This window comes from Pseudomonas arabinosi (assembly GCF_047758675.1).
Classification (GTDB): Bacteria; Pseudomonadota; Gammaproteobacteria; order Pseudomonadales; family Pseudomonadaceae; genus Aquipseudomonas; species Aquipseudomonas arabinosi.
The window spans coordinates 3931680-3953056 of record NZ_CP180480.1 but is presented as its reverse complement, the minus strand read 5'-3'; the positions used below and the strand labels follow the sequence as shown (position 1 = coordinate 3953056).

At 53.3% G+C, this 21377-nt stretch carries 20 protein-coding genes, 1 pseudogene and 2 riboswitches; of the genes and pseudogenes, 15 read left to right on the top strand and 6 right to left on the bottom strand.

Translation table 11 applies throughout. The features are described 5' to 3' along the window. Window positions 1-749 precede the first annotated feature (749 nt). Window positions 750-959: a hypothetical protein gene (locus ACMXYJ_RS18415; protein WP_415756328.1), complete on the top strand. Its 210-nt coding sequence runs from the start codon at window positions 750-752 to the stop codon at window positions 957-959. A gap of 579 nt (window positions 960-1538) precedes the next feature. Here the strand turns inward: ACMXYJ_RS18415 and ACMXYJ_RS18410 are convergent. Then, a complete protein-coding gene (locus ACMXYJ_RS18410) occupies window positions 1539-1862 on the bottom strand; it encodes a DUF190 domain-containing protein (RefSeq protein ID WP_415756327.1) in 324 nt (107 codons plus the stop codon). A 10-nt stretch (window positions 1863-1872) separates the two neighbouring features. Next, window positions 1873-2256 (bottom strand): fluoride efflux transporter CrcB, encoded by a 384-nt coding sequence (gene crcB / locus ACMXYJ_RS18405; protein ID WP_415756326.1) that lies wholly within the window; start codon window positions 2254-2256, stop codon window positions 1873-1875. A gap of 142 nt (window positions 2257-2398) precedes the next feature. Further along, a riboswitch (Fluoride riboswitch) is annotated at window positions 2399-2460 on the bottom strand. A 190-nt stretch (window positions 2461-2650) separates the two neighbouring features. Between crcB and ACMXYJ_RS18400 the strand changes: the two genes are divergently transcribed. The 6 genes from ACMXYJ_RS18400 to ACMXYJ_RS18375 all read left to right on the top strand — a co-directional run bounded on the left by ACMXYJ_RS18400 (window position 2651) and on the right by ACMXYJ_RS18375 (window position 9304). Beyond that, window positions 2651-3028, top strand: a complete 378-nt coding sequence (locus ACMXYJ_RS18400) for a DUF2946 domain-containing protein (RefSeq protein ID WP_415756325.1) — start codon at window positions 2651-2653, stop codon at window positions 3026-3028. Window positions 3029-3166: 138 nt separating this feature from the next. Beyond that, window positions 3167-5203 carry a TonB-dependent receptor family protein gene (locus ACMXYJ_RS18395; protein WP_415756324.1) on the top strand — a complete coding sequence of 679 codons (2037 nt, stop codon included), beginning with the start codon at window positions 3167-3169 and terminating at the stop codon, window positions 5201-5203. Window positions 5204-5455: 252 nt separating this feature from the next. Continuing rightward, window positions 5456-5845, top strand: a complete 390-nt coding sequence (locus ACMXYJ_RS18390; protein ID WP_415756323.1) for a DUF2946 domain-containing protein — start codon at window positions 5456-5458, stop codon at window positions 5843-5845. 112 nt (window positions 5846-5957) lie between these two features. Beyond that, window positions 5958-8039, top strand: a complete 2082-nt coding sequence (locus ACMXYJ_RS18385; RefSeq protein ID WP_415756322.1) for a TonB-dependent receptor — start codon at window positions 5958-5960, stop codon at window positions 8037-8039. Window positions 8040-8130: 91 nt separating this feature from the next. Next, window positions 8131-8505: a copper homeostasis periplasmic binding protein CopC gene (copC, locus tag ACMXYJ_RS18380; RefSeq protein ID WP_415756321.1), complete on the top strand. Its 375-nt coding sequence runs from the start codon at window positions 8131-8133 to the stop codon at window positions 8503-8505. Between the two features lie 511 nt (window positions 8506-9016). Then, a complete protein-coding gene (locus tag ACMXYJ_RS18375) occupies window positions 9017-9304 on the top strand; it encodes a c-type cytochrome (RefSeq protein ID WP_415756320.1) in 288 nt (95 codons plus the stop codon). 44 nt (window positions 9305-9348) lie between these two features. On the opposite strand, the gene ACMXYJ_RS18370 is transcribed toward ACMXYJ_RS18375, so the two are convergent. From ACMXYJ_RS18370 to ACMXYJ_RS18360, 3 genes are all read right to left on the bottom strand, one after another. Next, complete coding sequence (locus tag ACMXYJ_RS18370) at window positions 9349-9933, bottom strand: putative natural product biosynthesis protein (protein ID WP_415756319.1); 585 nt, start codon at window positions 9931-9933, stop codon at window positions 9349-9351. A gap of 235 nt (window positions 9934-10168) precedes the next feature. Continuing rightward, entirely contained in the window at window positions 10169-10552 is a 384-nt protein-coding gene (locus ACMXYJ_RS18365; protein WP_415756318.1) for a DUF2946 domain-containing protein, read from the bottom strand. Between the two features lie 99 nt (window positions 10553-10651). Next, window positions 10652-11299: an energy-coupling factor ABC transporter permease gene (locus tag ACMXYJ_RS18360; RefSeq protein WP_415756317.1), complete on the bottom strand. Its 648-nt coding sequence runs from the start codon at window positions 11297-11299 to the stop codon at window positions 10652-10654. A 42-nt stretch (window positions 11300-11341) separates the two neighbouring features. After that, a riboswitch (cobalamin riboswitch) is annotated at window positions 11342-11539 on the bottom strand. A 352-nt stretch (window positions 11540-11891) separates the two neighbouring features. On the opposite strand from ACMXYJ_RS18360, the gene ACMXYJ_RS18355 reads away from it, so the two are divergent. From ACMXYJ_RS18355 to ACMXYJ_RS18330, 6 genes and pseudogenes are all read left to right on the top strand, one after another. After that, a complete protein-coding gene (locus tag ACMXYJ_RS18355) occupies window positions 11892-12497 on the top strand; it encodes an SCO family protein (protein WP_415756316.1) in 606 nt (201 codons plus the stop codon). Then, a complete protein-coding gene (locus ACMXYJ_RS18350; RefSeq protein WP_415756315.1) occupies window positions 12497-12985 on the top strand; it encodes a copper chaperone PCu(A)C in 489 nt (162 codons plus the stop codon). The genes ACMXYJ_RS18355 and ACMXYJ_RS18350 overlap by 1 nt, the downstream gene beginning before the upstream one ends. 144 nt (window positions 12986-13129) lie before the next feature. Further along, the gene (locus ACMXYJ_RS18345) at window positions 13130-13543 is read left to right on the top strand and encodes a DUF2946 domain-containing protein (RefSeq protein ID WP_415756314.1); all 414 of its coding nucleotides are present in this window, start codon (window positions 13130-13132) and stop codon (window positions 13541-13543) included. Between the two features lie 106 nt (window positions 13544-13649). Next, on the top strand, window positions 13650-15785 hold the full coding sequence (locus ACMXYJ_RS18340; RefSeq protein ID WP_415760753.1) for a TonB-dependent receptor: 2136 nt from the start codon (window positions 13650-13652) through the stop codon (window positions 15783-15785). Between the two features lie 13 nt (window positions 15786-15798). Continuing rightward, window positions 15799-17337 carry a PepSY domain-containing protein gene (locus ACMXYJ_RS18335; protein ID WP_415756313.1) on the top strand — a complete coding sequence of 513 codons (1539 nt, stop codon included), beginning with the start codon at window positions 15799-15801 and terminating at the stop codon, window positions 17335-17337. A 690-nt stretch (window positions 17338-18027) separates the two neighbouring features. Continuing rightward, a pseudogene (locus ACMXYJ_RS18330) lies at window positions 18028-18282 on the top strand (hypothetical protein). Window positions 18283-18453: 171 nt separating this feature from the next. On the opposite strand, the gene ACMXYJ_RS18325 reads toward ACMXYJ_RS18330, so the two are convergent. Further along, window positions 18454-19338 (bottom strand): LysR substrate-binding domain-containing protein, encoded by an 885-nt coding sequence (locus ACMXYJ_RS18325; protein WP_415756312.1) that lies wholly within the window; start codon window positions 19336-19338, stop codon window positions 18454-18456. 121 nt (window positions 19339-19459) lie between these two features. On the opposite strand from ACMXYJ_RS18325, the gene ACMXYJ_RS18320 reads away from it, so the two are divergent. Next, window positions 19460-20332: an aspartyl/asparaginyl beta-hydroxylase domain-containing protein gene (locus ACMXYJ_RS18320; protein WP_415756311.1), complete on the top strand. Its 873-nt coding sequence runs from the start codon at window positions 19460-19462 to the stop codon at window positions 20330-20332. A gap of 14 nt (window positions 20333-20346) precedes the next feature. Next, on the top strand, window positions 20347-21237 hold the full coding sequence (locus ACMXYJ_RS18315; protein WP_415756310.1) for a DMT family transporter: 891 nt from the start codon (window positions 20347-20349) through the stop codon (window positions 21235-21237). Window positions 21238-21377 lie beyond the last annotated feature (140 nt).

Below are 21377 nucleotides of genomic sequence, written 5' to 3'. Positions count from 1 at the left end.
AGCACCAGTTTCAGCAGGGAACGCACCATGCATTCAAGATTCAGGGTCATCGAAACAACCAGACTGGACGATGGCATCAAGCAATATCGGGTTGTAGATCTCGTCGAGGGAGGCTCTGCTAGCAAGCATGGGGTGTTCAAGATCAGGGCAGAGGCAGATGTTGTTTGTTCGCTCCTGAACGCGGAGCATCCACGTCAGAGTGGTGTAGGTCGTGCTTCCGCGAGCTCCTGATCCACTCGTTTCGGAAACCGGGCGCCTGATGCCTATGCGGGAGTGAATGCCTATAGCGCAGTCACGGATTCCCGTTCCGAAAGGACGCTTTGAAGCCGCTCCAGGTTGAGCCGCTGACACTCTCCCTCTGCTTCTTCTCGGGTCTGATAGGTTGTCTTCAGCCGCAGCTTTTCCTCATTGTCATAGAGGTTGAAGCCTATAGGTGCAGTCTGACAGTAGAAGCGCGATCCGTTACGCATTGATCCCGTTTCCGTTGGGATTGCAGGGACAACAACAAATCTCGAAATCATCTTCACGCCCTCTCCAAGCACCTCTTTACTATTAGCGGCTATGAGCCACCATCGCAAGCGACCGCAGTCAGTTTCCGATGAGAAGTAAGAGCGGACATTAGTCGATTGGAAACATCGCAAAAAGGCATGAGTGAGGTCTGCTACCCCGCATCTCAATTTGCTGGAAAGGCCATCTCTTCCTAAAGAGTCTCCTGCTGCTACGCTGACCTCTTCCACGGAGGAATCAAGATGCCAAATTCAGACCTGCTCCCACCCCTACTATTCAAGATCAATCAGAACCAACTCGCGCTGGAAGCGGCCATTATGGAATTGACGCTTTGGGTTGAGCAGCGCGGATCTGCTGATGTCGCCGACAACGTTCGTGGAGCGCTGGGCACGATCAGCAAAAATGAAAAATTCATCAAAATGACGCTCGCAATGTTGATGGCTCCGGAGTGATCAACAGGCAGCTAAAATCCAAATGCAGACGGTCAATTGAACTGCTGTGACTTCGCTCTTGTCATCCGAACAGAGCACACTGATTCGCCAATCTCGCCTGAGAGCGTTGATCCAATGACACCGACAGAAAAACTTCTGGAATGGCACTCAAGCTGGGCGATCAATCGGGGAATTGTCAGGTGCAAGACTTGCCATGCTGAGCAGGCCGAACTGGACAGGGACAAAACATTTCCCCACGGGCCCGACTGCGCAAAGGCTTCTTTGGGGATCCTCCCATGGCAGGCCTTGGACGATGTCCAAAGCTCATTCTCAAGCGGTCAAAAGCATAACTAGCCATCTGGGTTTCCGAAAATCTAAGGACGCAAGTTTGCGATAAAGGTCTCGCACGAGACGGGGCTTGTACCGTGAAATGGCGGAGGGTAGTCGTTGTCTTTATGGTTGCGGTAGCCGGGCCTGCCGGCCCGAAGCAACGACTTAAGGAAAAATGGCTCAACACGTCACCTACTGCTAAGCCGTCCTTCCTGCGAAGGTAAGCGTCATGATTCGTTGAAAGCTTCAATCGGCAGCAATCAGCGGGGGCTAGGTGGCCTTTTTTCCGACAGTGCCCATCTCGATTGGGGTTTTTATGTAGAAAACCGAAATATCCTCAATTTCCAATCGCTTGAATAACCTTTCGGATTCCTCCTCGGTGATAGCCATTCGAATCTCCGTCGGCTGATCTGCCAGCTCAAAAAAGTGCGAGGAATGCAGCCGGCCCGTGTGTCCAAAACCCTCGATACCTGTGGAGAGGGTCGCGCCACGCAGGCCCATTTCTTTGGCTAAATCAACGATCCAGTCGCCGAGCATCTTTCCTTGATAGCGACGGTTCTGTTGGGTAAAGAAAATCACCAGAAAACCTTTCATCTTCATCTCCTCAGCGCGTGCCAATCATTTGATAGGACAGAAGCCCGGCAGCCGTCATCGCCAACGAGCCCAAAACGTGCAATGAAACTGAGCCGAACGCCCACAGCAATCTGCCTTCCTGAATCAGGGCGACTGTTTCGGCTGAAAAAGTGGAAAAGGTGGTAAGTCCCCCACAGAAACCCGTGATGATCAGCAGGCGCCATTCAGGGCTTAGGGAGGGGGATGCGGCCAAAAACGCTATGGCGAGGCCAATGATATAGCCCCCGACCATATTGGCGACCACAGTACCTGGGGGAATCGTAGGGAACAGGGCGTTGAGCTTCATGCCCAATATCCAGCGCAACCAGGCACCAAGGGATGCGCCGATGGCGATAACTAGAAGTGATTTCAGCATGGATGCAATTCTCCTCTGGGCTGGTAGAGCCGAGGAGCTGCTGATAACCGCAGATTACGAGAGGGAACTGATATGAGAATAGAGGTCACGATCCTGTCCTAAATTGGAGGACAGGGAGACACACCTACGCACCCTGTCCAGGGTTCACGTAGGCATCATCAGCACAAAGGCGGTTAAAGGAGGAATGCCATCTCCTGTCTTCATCCTATAGCAGCACCGGTTGGATATTCAAGATGCTAAGAACTCGAATTCCACCGTAACCGAGTCTCCAGCATTAGGCTGACGAAGGCGCCTGAATTTGATTACTCCATTCTCCTTAAGACGACTGGCGAATATGTAAAATCTGCGTCTATGATGAATAAGAATAAAGCCCCCGTAACCATGAGCCAACGCCATGAGTGTTGTTCGAAGTCATCGCGCGCTGATCGCCTGGATGCTCTATGCATGCGTCCTGTTCAGTGCATTGGCTTGCAGCTTCAGTCATGGAGAACAAAGTGGTCTGGAGCTAAATGGAGTCGGCGGCCTCTTTTGTTCTGTTGACAACCATACCGGTGTCGGTCTGGGCGAAAAATCGGACGATTCGAAAAATCCGGGCTTGATGCCAACCATGGGCTGTCCGCTTTGTAGCGCATTCACTTTAAACATCACCATGCTGTTCTGCCTCAGCTGGCTGCTTCGCCCCCATCGCAAAACATTCAAGTATCGCCAACAACGCGAAAGCACTTGCCCTCGCTTCACCTGGCCCCCCGCCAACCCCCGCGCTTCCCCTTAACTCCATCGCTATCCCTCTCCCGCACTTCGCTGCGGGTATCTGATCGTGCCTGTCTGAGCGGTGCAGCTTTGTCTGCTCGACCGGGAACGATGCTGTCTGCCGATTCGAACACCTAAAATTAGATCCAAGGAGCAACCCATGAACCGTACGCCGTTCTTGAGCCTGGCTTTAAGCCTGGGCCTCATTCCCTGTGCGCAGGCCGATCACGTCGAACTAGGAGAAACCCAAATCAAGGGCGAGTACCGTAGTGACCCGACAGCCCCGAGCATTGCTGAAAAACGCGCTGACTTTTCACATATCCCCGGCGGTGCCTCAGTGGTCGATGCTGAGACCTACAAGACTGGTCGCAGCAGTACCTTGCAGGATGCGCTCGGGCTCGCCACCGGTGTCTTCATTCAGCCGCGTTTTGGCGCAGAAGAAGCCCGACTCTCAATCAGGGGTTCGGGATTGCAACGTACTTTCCACGGGCGCGGTCTGCTATTGATGCAGGATGGCGCCCCCGTCAATCTGGCCGATGGCAGTTTCGACTTCCAGACCATCGAACCACTGGCCGCTGACCATATAGAGGTGCTGCGCGGTGCCAATGCTTGGCGTTATGGGGCAACCAACCTTGGGGGAGCAATCAACTTCGTGACACCCACCGGAAAGACCGCACCGCCTGTAGACGTGCGCTACGAAGGAGGCAGCTTTGGCTATCAACGTCGATACGGTGCGTTCGCACAGGACTTCGGGAATTGGGATGGTTTTTTGAGCGTTTCCGACTCCAATCAGGACGGCTACCGCGACCATTCCAGGCAGGATAATCAGCGCTATTTCGCCAACCTCGGCGGTCGCATCAACGAACGCCTGTCGACCCGTTTCTACCTGACCCATGTGGAGACCGACTCGGATCTGCCCGGCAACCTGACCAAGGCTCAGATGCGTAATGACCCCAAACAGGCTTCAGCGGACAGCATCAGCGGTGATCAGCAGCGCGATTTCACCCTCAACCGGATCGGCAATATCAGTACCTTACAGCTGGACGATGGGCACAGTTTGGAACTGGCCACTTACTACAGCGAGAAGTCGTTGTTCCACCCGATCTTCCAAGTACTGGACATCAATAGTGAAGACTACGGTGCACGTCTCTCACACAAGTGGCAGAACGAGCAAGGTTGGCGCTCTACAGCCGGCGTGGAGGCGAGTCAAGGACGTAACTGGGACTCTCGATACGTCAACGTTGCCGGGCACAAAGGTCGCAAGGTCAACGAGCTTCACCAGACAGCGCGCAACCTCAATGCCTTTGGCGAACTAGAGATCCCCGTCGCGCAACGCTGGGCTGTGATCGCAGGTGTTGCCTGGTTGCACCAGCAACGCGAAGTCGACGACCGCTTCAAGTGCAACGCTTTTGTCTCGGCCTTCTGCTTGCCTCAGGATGAATCGTTCAACGAGACTTACCAAGGTCACATAGGCCGCATTGGCATACTCCACGACTTAGCTGAAGGTATACAGCTCTTTGCCAACTTGAGCCAAAGTATCGAGCCGCCAACGTTCTCCGAACTAACTGGAGGGCAAGTCGTGACGAAAAACGACGAGCAGAAGGCAAATACTTTGGAAGCCGGTATGCGCTGGTCTCGAAACAACCTCGACCTGGACTTTGCGGTTTACCGCAGCGAGATCCGCGACGAATTGCTCGCACTCAACGACAGCAGTGGCCAACCACTGGGAACGGTGAATGCCGACCATACGATTCACCAAGGTATTGAACTGGGGGGAGCATTGACCTTTGGCCAGTTCGTTTTACGTGGACAGTACCTGTTGAACGACTTCCGCTTCGACGATGACAAGGTCTACGGCGATAATCGACTGGCCGGGATCCCTCGGCAATTCATCAAGGGCGAGGCCCTGTGGCAGCTACAAGGCTGGTACGCCGGCCCGACATTCGAATGGGTACCCAACCACTACAATGTCGACGAGGCTGAAACCCTGTATGCGGACGGGTATGCCATTTGGGGGCTGAAAGGTGGATACCGACCAGCGCAGGGCTTGGGCTTTTTTGTTGAAGGCCGCAACCTCTCCGACAAGACCTACGCATCGACCACCGGGGTGATCGCCGACGCGAAGGGGCAAGACAGCGCTCAGTTCCTGCCTGGTGATGGCCGAAGCCTGTTTTTTGGGCTGGAGTGGCGGATGTAATAGCGCGCTCAAGTCTGACCCCAAGGCAGCGTCTTCCTGGACGCTGCTTTGATGAGCAGGGCCCACGAGCAGCTGGCTCATTATTGGACGCAGTTAGCCTGGTATGTGCCTTATGCCCGGCCGCAATGATAAACATTGAGTCGAGGTTGCTCAGCGCTGAGCTTTTACCTGCGGCAAAATAGCGCGTATCGCGACTTTTACATCCCCCCTGAATTCCGGCTAAATGGCCGCCCCTCTTTGCCGACCTTCTTCATGTCCTCGTTGAAACGCATAAGCCCTTGGATCGCCTGTTTAGCCGTGTTGCTAAACATGCTGTTCATGCCGCTGAGCCGCGCTATGCAGACGCCGGATATGCAAGTGATGCTCTGGGGTGGATTCTGCTCAGGAGGAGCCTCACAAACATTGCCTCCAGGGTTCGACAAGCTGATCGATACTCTCCAGCAGGCCCCGTCAAAAACGGTCATGCAACACGGCGATTGCTGCTGTGGCCATGCCGGAATGGCAGCGCTTCCCTCTAACTATTACAGACATTTCCTACCGCGATACGCGCCTGATACGTCTCTCGACAATCCAGAACTGCCAACGCTGCATCCCAGGATTCGTTGGCCCAGCCTGAGCCCGCGCGCTTCTCCCCTCGCCTGATCATCAACACCGCTGACATAAGTCCAGCGTTGTCTTCATTACCAATTTTTAGCGGCCCTGTCGTGGTCGCTAAACGCCCTTGAAGTTTCTTGGTCATCAGGAAGTGTGCGTTATGCCTGCTCCATTTACTTTGCCTCAGGCAAAGCCTTTGTCTGTGTCCCGATCACTATGGCCGTTGTTGTCGCTTGGCCTGTTTGCAATAAGCCCTTTGTCCTTGGCATTGGCCGAAGCCAGTAAAACCGAAGATTCAACTCTGACCCTAGGCACCGTGAACGTTCAGGGCATAGCCAGCGGCCCCTTGAGCACCAGCAGCGTGCTCAGCTCAGTCGATATTTTGGGAGCAGACATTCTCGAGAAGATGCCGGTCAACTACAGCTGGGAGCTGTTCAGTCGCGCGCCAGGCGTGATGCTCACGGAGTTCAATCAGGGCACGACATCCGGCAAGATCTCCTTTCGTGGCTTCAACGGCGAAGGTGAGGTGAATGCCGTCAAACTGCTGATCGACGGAATTCCCAGCAACAGCAATGACGGCAACATGCCGTTCATGGACATGATCTTCCCCCTCGAACTCGACAGCATCGAGGTGGTGCGCGGCACCAGTGACGCCCGTTACGGCCTGAACAACATCGCTGGCAACGTCAACATGCTGACCCGCACAGGTGGCGACTACAGCAAGGCGCGCATTCGCTACGGCAGCTTCAATACCCAGGAAGCCCAACTCGCCAAGGGCATCGAAAGCAGCAATTGGACGCAAAACTACTTCTTCGCTTATCAAAAGTCCGACGGCTATCGGGATCATGCAGAAGCCGACCGATACTCGATGTCTGGCAAGTGGTTCTATACGCCCGACGATGACAGCTACCGCATTGGTCTGATTGCCCGTCACTACGAAGCAGAGGCTCAGGAGCCAGGCTATTTGACCGAAGACGATGCCCGTCATCATCCGACCATGACCAACAGGTACAACGCCACGGACAAAGGCACGCGGCGCATGAATCAGGTCAGCCTGCATTTCGATACTGACTTGGCCGATACGCTCGCTTGGTCGGCGAAGACCTACGTCAACACCTTCGATGACCGACGCTGGACGCAGTATTGGCGCACTAGCTCCCAACAGGAACGTGATGCCTACGAAACCCAATATGGCGCCCTCACCTCTCTGACATGGCGACCGGAAGTCAGCTGGCTGTATGACTTCGCCTTGGAAGGTGGCGCAGACGTACAACAGCAGCAGAACAAGAGTGAGCGCTATCGCACCAAAGACCGTGCTCGCCTGGCAACCACCCGCGACCAGCGGTTCGGTTTCGACACCTACGGCGCGTACGTCCAGGCCGAGATCAAACCTTTCGAGTCGCTGAAGATCGTTCCGGCGTATCGGGTCGATAAAATCCAGGGTGATTTCACCAACGAAATGACCGGCCTGGATTACGACATCAACGATTATGGCCTGATCAAACAGCCTAAGCTCAGCGTGGTCTATTCGCCGTGGGACGTGGCAAGCCTCTATGCCAACTGGGGCCGTACTTTCCAAGTTGGTACAGGTGCGGCGGCCTACAAGATACCGCCCAGAGACACCGATCTGGCACCGTCGATCAACGAAGGCTGGGAAACAGGTATCAAGTTCACGCCGGCTGACTGGGTCGATGGCCGAGTCGCATATTGGCAGCAAGAGGCCTCCGGAGAGGTCAGCCGCAGGCTGAACGACCCGAGCGGTGAGTCAGATAACGTTGGTGAAACCCGACGTTGGGGTTACGACTTACAGATGAACCTGCACCCTAACGAACGCACTGAAATATGGATGGCCTACTCTTGGCAGTATTCGAAAATACTCCAGCCAAGCTCCACTTTGCCCAACAGCAAAGGCCAGGAAATCGACCATATCCCTCATCACCTTTACAACGCCGGCATCAGCTATGAAGCGACACCTGCCTTGCAGTTGACTGCCTGGATGAACGGCCAGACTAACTACTACCTGGAGCGTGAAAACACCAAGGGGACGTATGGCGGATATGTACTGATGAACCTCGGCGCCACCTACAAAGTGACCGACTCAGTGAGCGTCGATCTACAGTTGAAAAACCTCACCAACCGCTATTATGAATACGTTTGGTACGACCCGGATGGTGCCCAAACATCCCTGCACTCACCAGGTGATGGGCGTGCTTTGTACGCTGGGCTTACCCTGGACTTCTGATGTGGATAACAGCTGGGGCCCATCAGCCTCAGCGATAGAGATTACGAATTCGCAGCAAACCTTTACTCGTCGTTAACCAGAGGTAATAAAGATGCCAGCTCATTTTGCGAAAAAAATCCTGACCTCCGTAGCGTTGCTTGCATCCTTTGCAACTGCCACCTCGGTGTTTGCCCATGCCCACTTGAAGAGTGAAACACCAGCTGCTGATAGCACGGTAAGTGCACCTCAAGAATTGCGCCTGGTGTTCTCAGAGGGTGTCGAAGCCAAGTTCACCAAAGTGACCATCACTGGCGATGGCTCCGCAGTTGCGGTCAAAAGCATCGAAACCGCCCCTGGCGACCAAAAGGCTCTGATCGTCACACCTGAAAAACCGCTGACAGCCGGAAAGTACAAGGTTGAATGGCATGCCGTTTCGGTCGACACCCACAAAAGTGATGGCGATTACGGCTTCACCGTGGGCAAGTGATCTGGATCAGTAAGCTCGGCTGAAGTGTAAGGAGGCCCACGCTGTGGGCCTTTTCTTTGAGGCGTTTTCAAAGAAAAAGCTAGAGATGAGTGTGTTGGAGACTCAGTAAAAATGGTCGCCGATATCGGATGCAGGAGTGGGGTACTTAGAAATAAGAAAAGTGCCAAGACCCTTTCAGGCCTTGCACTCAATGACACGACGTTAACCCTGCCAAGAGAAATCACCGCGTCGGCATTAAATGTAGCATGCATCCACTTACAAACTGACCTGCGACAACCTGCCACAGGCGACGCTCGCCCCCCTCAAGCGGCCAACGGCTTATTAGCTAGGTCGCCTGGTGCGGCGGCCTGTCGCATTTGGGGTCTCGATACGCCCTCACTAAACTCAAAATGCCCTGCTGATGTGCTTTCTGCCAAACGGCGAATGCCGTCGGCAATGCTCATTTGCCACGGATGGACTCTGTCATTCCGAAGGCGCCGCCTGATTATAAAAATGCCCAATGAGGTTAACCGTGAAGAAAGTATTGGCAGCAGCCTGTTTACTCGCATTCTCTACCGCTTATGCCGCCCAAGAGCCTGAAGCGGTATTCAACCGCGCCTGCACCATGTGCCATAGCGGCCAGTTACCCATGGCACCCAAAAAAGGTGATCAAGCGGCATGGAACCCCCGTCTGGAGCAAGGCACCGAGGTATTGGTCAAACACGTGACCGAAGGCTTCAACGCCATGCCGGCACGGGGACTGTGCATGGACTGCAGCGCCGAAGACTACAAAGCTGTGATTGCCTGGATGTCTAAGTAAGGATCGCGTCAGCCGAGCGATCCTGCCAACTGGACGTAGCTAAATTATCCGGGGATGGGCAACCAGCGTCGAAATCCGGCGCCGCCTTTCCCTGTCAAAGGACACCAGGCAAAGTCCCAAGGCGTCGGTGGAAACTCCTCCAGCTCAGGGTCAACGCCAGTGACAGAACGAGGTGCAACTTTCCAGTCAAACACCCTCATCGATGAACCTTGCCACGCCAGTACCAGCCCTCGTGCCTGGCTATCGTCAGTATTTATCCAGCGGGCCGCTGCCGCTGTCATGAAGGAATCGATGTGCTCCTCGTGGATTTGCGCGTTGTAGGTCGAAGTGAGCAACCAGCGGCAGACGCTCAAGTAGTAAGTCCAATTCAGCGGTGGATGATTACGGTATGCCCACGTCATGAAACTGCGAAATATATTCAAGCCATCCGGTGGATCTAGCTTGAGCAACCCAGGACACACATCGAACAGCGTATGCCAGTAAGGCAGCAACCGAGCATCCAGATGAACAAAACAGCGTGCATTACTGGGGTAGTCAGGAAACGGCAACAGGAAGTCTCCACGACTGCTCACGCGCGACGTCTTACTGACCAGTCGCGAAGCCCCTGAAGGAATAGCTATAGATCGCATACCAGTCTCCATGCCATCGTCGCTTCCGATTTATGGGATGCAGGAAAACTGAAAGTTATCCCTTCGAGAAAACTGAATCTGCAACTTGGATGATCAATAACGCGAGACATACTGCCTTCCTTCCCGAGACGATAGAACGGCGTCCACCTGTTGTCACATCAGCGACAACTTGACGTAAATCAGACGACGAAAAAACAAGCAGTAGCGGGCAAAACAAGCCGGCCACGTGCAGGTGTCAAACTTCGGGGGAAGCGCGAGGGTTGGCCGAGGGCCAGGAATATCGAGGGGGTGCCTTGCAGCGCAGTTCGCGACTAGGGCGCGGCTTTTGTCCAATCCGCAGCAGCCAGGTCAGACAAAACAGAAAAGCGATGCTCAACGTCACCGCAGAACAGATAGGGCAGGAAAGACTACCGGCCCAGCCACCGGCTAACTGGTCAGTGAAGTCCGTGTTCTGGGTCGGGCTCTTGCTGCCCAGTGCGGAGCAGAACTGACCACCGACGCCATTGAGTTCGAGCCCGCTCATCTGCCCATGCCCCAAACCGCAGGCGAATACATTGAACAGGACGCAGAAATACAGCGTCCAGGCAACGAGTGAGCGGTCTGATAGGGTCAGTTTCATGGCGGCGACATTAACACCGAAGCACGCGGGGTTGAAGATCGAAAGATGTTGATCAACCCCACCGCCCAGAGTTAACTGGACGATGGGGATACGATTCAATTACGCGACTTTGAGGGAATTCACACAGGTGAAACGCTCGACAAAGGCGTTGTCGGCATAGCGTTTGAGTGTCCGCGCCACCAGGCAGGTGAACAGCGGCTCGCACAACACCAACGGCAGGTAAGACACGGCGAACAGCGCCCAGTTACTCAGAGGGGTTGGCTCTTCGCCCATGGACAACCAGAAGCCCACCATCGCTACCACACCGGTGTAATACAGCGCATCAAACTTGACCACTTCTGCCCAGCGAATGCTGCGTCCCGCGACGTCGAAGAAGCGGCGACCGAGTAAGCCATGGGCGGCAATTAGCGGCAACATCAAGGACAACGAGTTGACCCCCAGGTGCACCAGATCCTGTGGTTCGAACAGCAATCCTTGCAACAACAGGCCAATGGCAAAACCAAACAGCGTGGGGATAAAGCCGAAGATGATGTAGACGGCAGAAGCACCAACGAAATGCAATTCAGAAGCGCCGACCGGCAAATGGAAAATCTCCATGAAAACCGAAAAGAAGGCTGCGGCCAGCACTGTCTTAATCAGGTTATCGGGGCGCAACAGCTTCGGCGAAAACGCCGCCAGAGTAGCGATTGCAGCAGCGTTGGCGTACAGCACTTTTGCGGCATTGAGCACGCCGGGTTCGATATGCATCAGTTCTCCCTCCGAGGGATGCGGGTCTGGAAACTGCCGGGATAATCGGCAGCACTTGTGGCAGGTCTCCTGGCTCACAGCTCGACACCCTCCCGCGCCTTCCCAGCCGTTATAGGCCAGTGGCATAGACGAGAGAGCTAACCGCTCACAGTTGCGGGGGCAGCGCAGGAATTGCCAACGGGCGTACCTGCTTCCCTATTGATTCACCAATCGGTGAAACCACAAAGCGCCAGCAGATTAAGGGTTTTGCACGGCCTGCGCACGATACGAGAAGCCTTTTTCCCACAAGGTTTCACAAAGCCATCTGCGACAGTCTGCCGCAGGAGACTTGGTAAACATGTTCTAGCGGACTCAAGGCAATGCCTGCGCCAGAATGTCGCAGGTTATTAAAGGCGACGGGCATCGTTAGACTTTTCGCCCCTCCTCCGGTTGGTCAGAACAAATGTGCTCAATAGTCATACTTGGGTTACGTCTGACCTATCGTCCAGTCGGAAGGTATCGATTACATTCATTTTGATACCATGCGGTCATTTAAAGATGATGCGTCCATACAGCTGACTGGACTATGGGCGATCCAAAAAGGCGTTAATCCATGAGCGTTTTGTTGACTCGCCGCAAGGTGATTGCAGGCATAGGACTGCTAGGTATGGGCATCCTGACTGGCTGCGATTCCCGAGGAGAACTGTCGTACAAATACGGCAAAGATCTGAGCAATCAGATCCTGGGGCGCACATTCAAGTTAAAGGATACTGACGGCGATGTGAGAATGCTCTCGAGCTATCGAGGCATGATGCCGATGGTGTTCTTCGGATTTACCCAATGCCCAGCGATCTGCCCCACTGCTTTGGCTCGCGCAGTAAAAATCAAGAAACTAATGGGCAAGGATGGCGACCGCCTCCAGGTCATCTTCATCACGCTGGATCCCGAACGGGATACACCAGCTGTACTCGATGCCTACGTCAAAACCTTTGATCCATCCTTTGTCGCACTTTACGGAACACTGGAAGAAACGGCTGCTACGGCCAAAGAGTTCGGCGTGTTCTACGAAAAAGTCCCCAGCGGATCAACTTATACCTTGTCCCATACTGCGACGAGCTATGTTTATGACTCCAGGGGAACGCTACGCCTTGGATTGTCTCACTCGCTTTCTGCACAAGAGTGTGCGGAAGATTTGCTTACCGTCATGGAGGTCTGTTAATGAACTCAACTCACAATCAAACCAGCATCACCCAACGCGTCAGACAGATCGTATTTGGGTTTTCGCTGCTGGGGCTGGCTTGCCAGGTGTCAGCCCAGACGCAGGTAGACGACGCGTGGGTTCGCGCAACAGTCGCAGGGCAGCAGGCGACCGGTGCGTTCATGACTATCACGGCAAGTAGCGACAGCAAGCTGCTCAGTGCACAGTCACCAGTAGCTAAAACCGTGCAAGTTCACCAGTCGACCATGAAGAACGACGTGATGAGCATGCAACCGGTAGAGTTCGTCGCCTTGCCTGCTGGCAAAGCGGTCACCCTGGATCCCCACAACTTTCACATCATGCTGATCGACTTGGTTGGCCAGGTCAAAGAAGGCGACAAGGTGCCGCTGACGCTGACGGTAGAGAATGCCAAAGGCGAGAAGGAGTCGGTCAAGGTTGAGGCCACAGCGCGGGCTTTGAATATGCCTGATCACAGCAAGATGAATTGATGACCTGAAGAATAAAAATCAGTGATGTTTGATCAAGTAAACATCACTGATTAAACACCCCATCGCGTCATAGACCGAGCTGCGGCAATTAGTCTCCCTCAGCGACTGTTCCCCCTGAAAAATTCGGTGCTGGAGTCGCCGCCCATGAAAACTGTCCCCAATGACCGATCATCGATTGCATGGGTGCTGTATGCCAGCGTCCTGTTCAGTCTGTTCGCCTGCAGAATTCATCACGGGCAGATGAGCGCTCTAAGCCTGAGCGGGTTGAACGGCGGCTTTTGCTCTGTAAGTAGCGAGCATGGCCCCTATATAGATGCCAGCGATTCAGATGATCCTGCGCCACATCTGGCGACCCAGCTTTCTTGCCCCCTGTGTTCTTCCTTTGCCGTGGCGGTGGCCATCAATACCATGGTCTGGGCACTTGACTATGTGCCAGGCGGCACCGTCATCCCCATCATCGTGCGCAGCCTGGCGCAGCCGCCACCCCGCTATGTGTGGCCTGCTCTCAATCCTCGTGCATCCCCCGACGCTTCACTCGCAGTGACTCTCTCGGCCTGATATTGCCTGCCTGTGCATTCGCGCAGCCGCAGGAATTGTCAGGTGCGACCCTCACATTTTTGCGTGGAAGCTGTTCATGAAGACAAGAAACACTTCGTTGGTGCTGATGATCGGTGCCTGCAATCTGGCCTGGGCCGAAGAAAATGCGCTCAACCTGCCGGCGACTACGATCTCCGCTCGCCAGGAACAGCCCTCAGGCGTGATCCTCGACCAACCGATCAAAACCGGTTCACGCCTTGGTCTGACCGCCCGCGAAACGCCCGCATCGGTGAGTGTTGCCGATCGTGCGATCATTGAGGAACGCGGCGCCAAGGACACCCAGGATGTCATCAATTCCATGACCGGGATCAACGCTTCGGCCAACCCCGGCTATGGCGGCTTTGTGGCTTACCGTGGTTTCACTCAGAACCAGATCACCCAGCTCTACAATGGCATTGGCATGAGCTACAGCAGTGCCACACGCCCAGTGGATGCCTGGATTTATGATCGCGTGGAACTGATCGGAGGCCCGTCTACGTTCCTCTATGGTGCCGGGGCGGTGGGCGGTTCGATCAACTACATCACCAAGTTGGCCAGCCGGGAAGAACAGGCAGTCGAAGGCCGCGTGCGCTATGGCAGCTATGATTCCTCTGAGCTTTCGCTTGGGGTCAACCATGCCCTGAGTGACGGCCCGGATCCGCATCACTTCGCTCGTCTGGATGTCAGTCGTACGGGCAGTAATGGTTACATGGATCGCAATAAGCGCGAGTCTACAAGCACCGCGTTCTCCATCCTTAGTGACCTGACGCCACAGCTCAGCCATACCCTGGCGCTTGAATACCAAGAAGACAAAGAGGACAGCCCCTACTGGGGCTCGCCGATTCTGAACCAGGTCGGCGATACCATGAAGATCGACAAGAGCCGACGCTTTGAAAACTATAACGTGGGCGATGGGCGTTACGAGCAGCGCGTCCGCTGGGTGCGTTCGATCATCGATTATCAGATCAATGACAGCACCAGCTTGCAAAATACTCTCTACCACTACGACGCCCAGCGCGACTATCGAAACCTAGAGAACTATCGCTACAACACCGATAACAGTTTGGTGAGACGCGGCTCTGCCTATCTGCAACGGCATGAACAACAGGTCGACGGTAACCGCTTCGAATTGCGACACGACAACACCTTGTTCGGCATGACTAGCCAGTGGTCTGCCGGCTTCGACTACTCGGTAAACCAGCAGAAGCTGTATCCGAATGGCAAGTTTTCGAGTTCGCCATACGATACGGTTGATCCGGACAACTTCGATCCCGGGAGTTTTTACGACATCCCTGGCGTCAATACCGGCTTACAAAAAGTGCGTAAGCACGAGGTCACCACCTTGGCTGGCTTTCTGGAAAACCGCCTTGAACTGACTGATAAATTGGCCCTCTTGACCGGCCTGCGCTACGACCACTTGCATATGGAGGTGAACAACTACGGCGCGGTCACTCCCACTAGCCCGGCGTTTTTTGAGCGCACCTGGGAACCCGTCACCGGGCGGGTCGGTTTGGTCTATGCCTTCACTCCAGCATTCAATGTCTACGTGCAATACAGCACAGCCGCTGATCCACCGGCAGGCAACCTGGCCTCGGCGACCTTTTCCCAAGCGCAAAACGCCGACCTGACCACCGGAGAACAGATTGAGGTCGGCAGCAAGTTCGACTTCCTCGATGGTCGTGGCGCGGCGACGCTCGCCGCCTACCAAATCGTTCGTAAAGACTTTTCAGTGACTGACCCTAACAACATCAACAATACAACTCAGGCGGGCCAACAGACTTCAAAGGGAATCGAACTGGCGGGCAAGCTGCAAGTCACCTCCAAGCTGATGGCTGAAGGTAACTTCGCATACGTCGATGCGCAGTACGACGAATTCACCGAGAACGTTGGGGGCCAGGCGGTATCGCGCAAAGGCAACACCCCAACCAACGTCCCCAATCATGTTGGCAACCTCTGGTTGACCTACGAAATTGTGCCGGCGTGGCAGGTAGGGATGGATGCGCGTTACGTGGCGTCGGTCTACGCCGACAACGCCAACACATTGAAAGCGCCCTCTTACACTCTTTACGGCGCATTCGCCCGTTTCAAAGTTGACGAACATACGGCGGTTACTGCCCGCGTGCGCAACCTGACCGATGAAATCTATGCCAAGCAGGCCTACGGCACGATGTATTACCAGGGCGCACCCCGAACCTTCGAAGTAGCAGTGGATACGCGTTTCTAAAGGAGGTACATCGATGAAACGTTATCTGTACCTCTGGCACCGCTGGTTAGGTATTACGCTGTGCCTGTTTATGGCGCTGTGGTTTGTGTCTGGTGTAGTGATGCTCTATGTCGGTTACCCCAAGCTGACACCTGCGGAACAGCTTGCCGGATTGCCGGTGTTGTCGACTGAGAACTGCTGCGTCAGCCTGGAAACGGCGCTTGCCGCCAGGGGTGAATCCGTGGCCCCACAGAGCGTTAAGCTCACTTCGGTGGCCAACGAACCGCGCTACCTGCTCGGTTTTCCGGGCAAGGCGCAAGTAGCCGTCGATGCCCGCACCGGGAAGATCATTGCGCCCGTCGACAGGAACGCTGCGCTGGCTGCTGCACAAGCATTTGCCGGGGGTGCACAGGTCAGCTATCTGGGCTTGGTGTACGAAGACATGTGGAGCCACTCCCGCGCCCTGAGCGCGGAGCGGCCATTTCATGTAGTGCAGGTGGAAGACCTGCAACAACGGCGACTGTATGTCTCGCAACACAATGGCCGCGTGTTACTCGATGTCACCGCCCAGGAACGCGCCTGGAATTGGCTCGGTGCCTGGCTGCATTGGCTTTATCCACTACGCGGTGGCGTGTTCGATAGTTGGGCGGCGGATATCGTCATCTACCTGTCACTGGCTGGCACTGTGTTGGCAATACTTGGCCTGGTGGTCGGCTTGTTGCGCTGGCGTTTCGCGAAACCCTATCGTAGCGGCTCACGGTCGCCCTACCCGAGCGGCTTCGCCCGCTGGCACCATATCGGCGGGTTGCTGTTCGGCGCATTGCTGATCACCTGGATCTTCAGTGGCCTAATGTCGATGCGCCCCTGGCACCTGCTGGACAGTCAGTCAGTGCTGCGACCAGACGCCTATTACGGAGCAGAGTTGCACGCTGATGGGTCGGAGTTGCCGGTTGCGGAGGCGACCAAACGCTTCGACCAAGCCGGAATCCAGGCCCGTGAAGTGGAATGGAGGTTCATCGGCGGTAGGAGTTATCTGGTGGCTTACGACGCTGTCGGGAACAGTCGGATTATGCTCTCTGCCGGCGCTATGGAGGCGCAGGTTCAACTGCCGTCAATTACCTTGGAGCGAGCAGCCCAAGCGATGTTGCCGGGTGCGCAAGTGGAACTCGAATGGCTTACTGCCTATGACTTTTATTACTTCGCTCGCGCCGAGCAGAGCATGTACGGCAACAAAAACAAGCGTTTGCCTATGCTCCGCGTACGCTTCAACGACTCTGCTGGCACCTGGGTTCACATCGACCCATACAGCGGCGCACTGATCGATCAGCTCGACCAGCGCGGTCGCGTCGGTCGCTGGTTATTCAACCTGCTTCATAGCTGGGATTGGCTCCCACTGTTAGAGCGTCCGCTATTGCGTGAGGTGCTGATAATCGCCTTTAGCCTCGGTGGTTTCGCCATCAGCGTTACTGGCATCGTCCTCGGTTGGCGTCGCTTGCTGCGTACGCGTAGCCGCCACAGACAATCGCCGGCCCTTACTTGCAAGCAATCCATACCCGACAAAGGAAAAGGATAGTGACGTTCAGAGTCGCGAGGGGGAGATGCACCAAAGCAAAACATTGGAGGCGATAGTCAAGAGATTGATCAGTGTCACAAGCATCTGAGCTTAAGCTTGTCTCCTGAAGAATCGAGCTAGGGGAGCCATGTCATACCGCCTGTTTTGGCAGGGGATACGGATGCAAGGTGTGCAATTTAGACGCCTACAACATAGGGCCCTCGCGGGGCCCTTTGTTTGTAATCAAACCGGAGCCACTCGTCAGCCTTGACTCGACGGTCTCAGAGCCATAATGGCTTAGCGCTGGGTCTTTTTTTTCACGATCAATTTTCTGATCAGCAAGGCCAGGGTATCCAGTTCAAAAGGTTTGGTGAGCACCTGTGTAAGCGGTTCGAGATAGGATTTATGCAACACGGAAGTCTCTGCATATCCGGTTCTTGTACATCGGCTCATGGCTTCGATTCACGCTTCCTCCCCACACTCGGTCACACTCATGCAGTTGCGCTTCACTTCGTTCGCTGTGGTCAGCTTACGGCGGGACTTTCACCCACAAGATTGCGCCCATGCTGGGCGCACACAAAAAAGGGCCCTGGAGGGGCCCTTTTGTACTCAAGCCGAGATCACTTGGTCAGCCAGGACTAGCTGGTATCGGAGCCGCGTCCGGCTTTCCAGACCTTTTGCTACGCTGAGCTCTTTCATGGAGGAATCGCGATGCCAAATTCAGACCTGCTCCCTTCCCTACTCTTCAAGATCAATCAAAACCAGCTTGCCCTTGAGGCCGCTATCATGGAACTGACGTTATGAGTCGAACAGCGCGGATCAGGCGAGGTTGGAGGCAACGTGCGTGGTGCGCTGGAAACGATTAGCAAGAATGAGGAGTTCAAGTGCGGCGCAACAGATCTTCAAAGGCAGTCTGTGTTGCCGCTGACCGAAAACTGCCCCAGTAAAGGCTGTTCTGCCGACTGAAAACTGACCCACGTGTTCAACTGCTTCTGCTCACTTTCCGAGCTAGCCTCACAGTACACCCTATACCTAAATATGGAGTCCGTTCGCTTTGCCTTCCCCAAGCACGAAGGCGGACAGCTGAATTATTGCTCCGCTCACAGGTAAATCCAAAAAGCGGCGAATTTTTTTACATCAAGTCGCGCACGCACGCTTGGTTGAACAGATAACATGGCCCACACTCAGTGATTGAAAATAGCTCCTCGATATATCCGCAAATATACTTGAGAGTGAGCCTTTCGATTTATCATGATAGGCAAGCGAAATATCTAAATTACCTATTAGTGGAAAGCCTTCAGACTCTCCCAACACACGAAGCTCGTCATGAACAGTGCTCAACAACACAGCAGATACATAACAGCCAGACGACAAGGCCGCGAGAATCCCTGCGTGGCTTGTACTATGATAACTTATTCGGTACGCCTTTTTGACTCGATTTAAAGCGTTTAATATTAAGTCTCTATCTCCGCAGCCCTTAGTAAAAAGCGCTAGAGGGACAGGATTTTTTTCAACAATTTTGCTCTCGTAAGTGCAAACCCATTTCAGGGGTTCTGAGTGAAGGAGTTCCGACTGCACGCTCGACGGGCATCCCTGCGTCAGCACAACATCAAGCTCGCCAGCTTCATAGCTCTGCCAAATTTGACTGCTGTATCCGCAATGCACCTCGATTTCAATATCAGGAAAGCGGTCTGCACAACACTTTATAATTTCCGAGAAGTAGTTAGATGCGTAAGTATCAGACGTCCCAACTCTAACCACACCCTTGTAAGATTTATCAGTTAATTTTGCTACTGCTTGATCATTAACTTCTAAAATTTTTATTGCATAAGCAAGCATACTATCGCCATGAGCAGTCAGCTCCAGCATTCGCTTACCTCTAACGAAAAGATCTGAACCTAGATGGCCTTCAAGTTTTTGTATCTGCTGACTGATAGCAGATTGGACGCGGCATAACTTCTGGGATGCCTTGGAAAAACTTTTAAGGTCGGCAACGGTGACAAATGCACGTAGCTGGTTCATGTCCAAATTCATTTTGATAATCCATCATCACATTCCGAGATAGGGCATATCATAATTATTAACGCGTAGATAGTCAATCTATGACTTACTATTGAAGCCTAAATTAACAGGGAGTCAAATGATGGCGTCAAAGATTATCGGAAAAATCAACATCAGTGCTTACGACTTAGCAAGTGACGTTAAATATCTTAACTCGGTCACTAAGCAGTCTGAAGAATATGATGAGTTTGGCCAAGGGTATTGGAAAAATCTTTCTGTTTATAACGCAAGCGGCGACGCATCGGACACTCAATACAGGAATACCGATAAATGCTTTCCTACTGAACATGCGAAGCAGTGTCCGGGCATCCAAGATCTAGTATCGCAGCATTTTAAACTCGACAACCTCAAAATGATCCGCGCTAGAAGCCTCGTCGACGGTTTGGTTATACCGCACCGCGACTTTGTTGAGCTTGATCAAGCGACAACCTACTTCCGGGTTTTCGTAGCCCTTGAGAATAACGACGAAGCATTCCACTCTGACGAGCGTGGCGTTTTCCAAATGATGGCAGGTGAAGTCTGGTTTTTGGATGCGGGGATCAGCCATGCAGCTGTGAATTTCGGACTGAAAAGCCGTATGTTTCTCTGCTTGGACTTCATGTATGAAGGCGAGTTTGAATATACCGATATTTTTGCTGCCCCTTCCTCGCTTGCCCCCTATCGAAACTCCTTCCATATAAAACGCGAACCCTTCTCGGACATCAATAAAAAAGAGGTAATTGCAGCGACCTCAAAAATTCTCAATCGCTTTACTTTCAAAGATATAATATTCACTCTTTCCAAATATCATTTCATTTATGATTTGCCAGTATCATCTTGCTATGACTGGATAATTAGCGCCGCAGAGCAAGCAAACAATGGCGAAATCATTAAAAAGGCCAAGTCTTTACGCCGATATCTTATTGAGAAAAGAGACATGGGTGAACGCTACACAATAAACGACTGGAACGTGTAATCTGGAGCTTCGCTATGAACACTTTAGAAAAATATTCACCATTACTATTTCTCTTAATGTGGAGTAGCGGAGCCATATTCGTCAAGCTAGGGCTTGAGGATGCGTCTGTTTCCGTATTCCTCACTATACGCTCCGTAGGTGCTAGTTTGGCGCTGATTATCGTATGCGCCTTAATTGCAGGCGAGCGCGGATTAAAAGAGACATTGCTACTGCCAAAACGCTTGCTGCTACGAGCAATACTGATTGGTATCTTGTTGCAAGTAGGATATCAGACGGCTTACTTTTTAGCCCTCAACTACAAATTAACCCCAGGGGTTCTTGCAATAATTTTAGGCCTTCAACCAATTTTAACCCCGATATTCGCGAATGAAAAAATTGGCAAAGTAGGATATTTTTATTTACTTCTTGGATTGACAGGTTTGACAATCGCTATTTTTGGGGCGCGCGACCTTGGTGCCGTAACCATGCTTGGACTGTTCTTCGGCCTGATATCTGTCATAGCTATAAGCGTCGGTTCAGTTATGCAGAAAAAGTCCGTAATTGATCCTGTTGTCGCAGCTTTCTACCAAGCTCTGACCGCATCTTGCATTTTTCTATTACTACTCCCTTTCACCGAGATAAAACTTAACTTAACCCCCACATTTATAGTCTCAGCCACATGGATGACGATTGTAGTATCAACATTGGCCGTATTACTTTTATTCCGTATGTTAGCGAAAAATTCAGCAAGCAAGGTCGGCGTACTTTTCTACATGGTTCCAGTAATCACAATGCTTTTGGACTACCTCACATTCGGAAATAAAGTCACTTGGATTACTATCATGGGAGCTTTATTAGTGATCGTAGCAGTAAAAGGCTTCGGAAAAGTCCAGCTTACCCCGGTCGTTCTCACATCTAAGGCTTAGAGCAACCACATAGTACAACTGATGCGAAAAACAGCTTGATGCGGGCGACCTCTCCTTTATTCATCTCGGCCCGCCCTTCGTTTTGCCGGAGAACTCAAAAGATCGACTCTCAATGATCTCCAAAAAAATGGCCCAAAAGG

Coding starts and splice junctions, on each gene's coding strand:
- ACMXYJ_RS18350 (WP_415756315.1), top strand. CDS start 12,497: ATGAACTCAACTCACAATCAAACCAGCATCACCCAACGCGTCAGACAG.
- ACMXYJ_RS18355 (WP_415756316.1), top strand. CDS start 11,892: ATGAGCGTTTTGTTGACTCGCCGCAAGGTGATTGCAGGCATAGGACTG.
- ACMXYJ_RS18325 (WP_415756312.1), bottom strand. CDS start 19,338: ATGAACCAGCTACGTGCATTTGTCACCGTTGCCGACCTTAAAAGTTTT.
- ACMXYJ_RS18400 (WP_415756325.1), top strand. CDS start 2,651: ATGAGTGTTGTTCGAAGTCATCGCGCGCTGATCGCCTGGATGCTCTAT.
- crcB (WP_415756326.1), bottom strand. CDS start 2,256: ATGCTGAAATCACTTCTAGTTATCGCCATCGGCGCATCCCTTGGTGCC.
- ACMXYJ_RS18315 (WP_415756310.1), top strand. CDS start 20,347: ATGAACACTTTAGAAAAATATTCACCATTACTATTTCTCTTAATGTGG.
- ACMXYJ_RS18340 (WP_415760753.1), top strand. CDS start 13,650: ATGATCGGTGCCTGCAATCTGGCCTGGGCCGAAGAAAATGCGCTCAAC.
- copC (WP_415756321.1), top strand. CDS start 8,131: ATGCCAGCTCATTTTGCGAAAAAAATCCTGACCTCCGTAGCGTTGCTT.
- ACMXYJ_RS18360 (WP_415756317.1), bottom strand. CDS start 11,299: ATGCATATCGAACCCGGCGTGCTCAATGCCGCAAAAGTGCTGTACGCC.
- ACMXYJ_RS18385 (WP_415756322.1), top strand. CDS start 5,958: ATGCCTGCTCCATTTACTTTGCCTCAGGCAAAGCCTTTGTCTGTGTCC.
- ACMXYJ_RS18365 (WP_415756318.1), bottom strand. CDS start 10,552: ATGAAACTGACCCTATCAGACCGCTCACTCGTTGCCTGGACGCTGTAT.
- ACMXYJ_RS18320 (WP_415756311.1), top strand. CDS start 19,460: ATGGCGTCAAAGATTATCGGAAAAATCAACATCAGTGCTTACGACTTA.
- ACMXYJ_RS18395 (WP_415756324.1), top strand. CDS start 3,167: ATGAACCGTACGCCGTTCTTGAGCCTGGCTTTAAGCCTGGGCCTCATT.
- ACMXYJ_RS18370 (WP_415756319.1), bottom strand. CDS start 9,933: ATGCGATCTATAGCTATTCCTTCAGGGGCTTCGCGACTGGTCAGTAAG.
- ACMXYJ_RS18410 (WP_415756327.1), bottom strand. CDS start 1,862: ATGAAAGGTTTTCTGGTGATTTTCTTTACCCAACAGAACCGTCGCTAT.
- ACMXYJ_RS18335 (WP_415756313.1), top strand. CDS start 15,799: ATGAAACGTTATCTGTACCTCTGGCACCGCTGGTTAGGTATTACGCTG.
- ACMXYJ_RS18345 (WP_415756314.1), top strand. CDS start 13,130: ATGAAAACTGTCCCCAATGACCGATCATCGATTGCATGGGTGCTGTAT.
- ACMXYJ_RS18415 (WP_415756328.1), top strand. CDS start 750: ATGCCAAATTCAGACCTGCTCCCACCCCTACTATTCAAGATCAATCAG.
- ACMXYJ_RS18390 (WP_415756323.1), top strand. CDS start 5,456: ATGTCCTCGTTGAAACGCATAAGCCCTTGGATCGCCTGTTTAGCCGTG.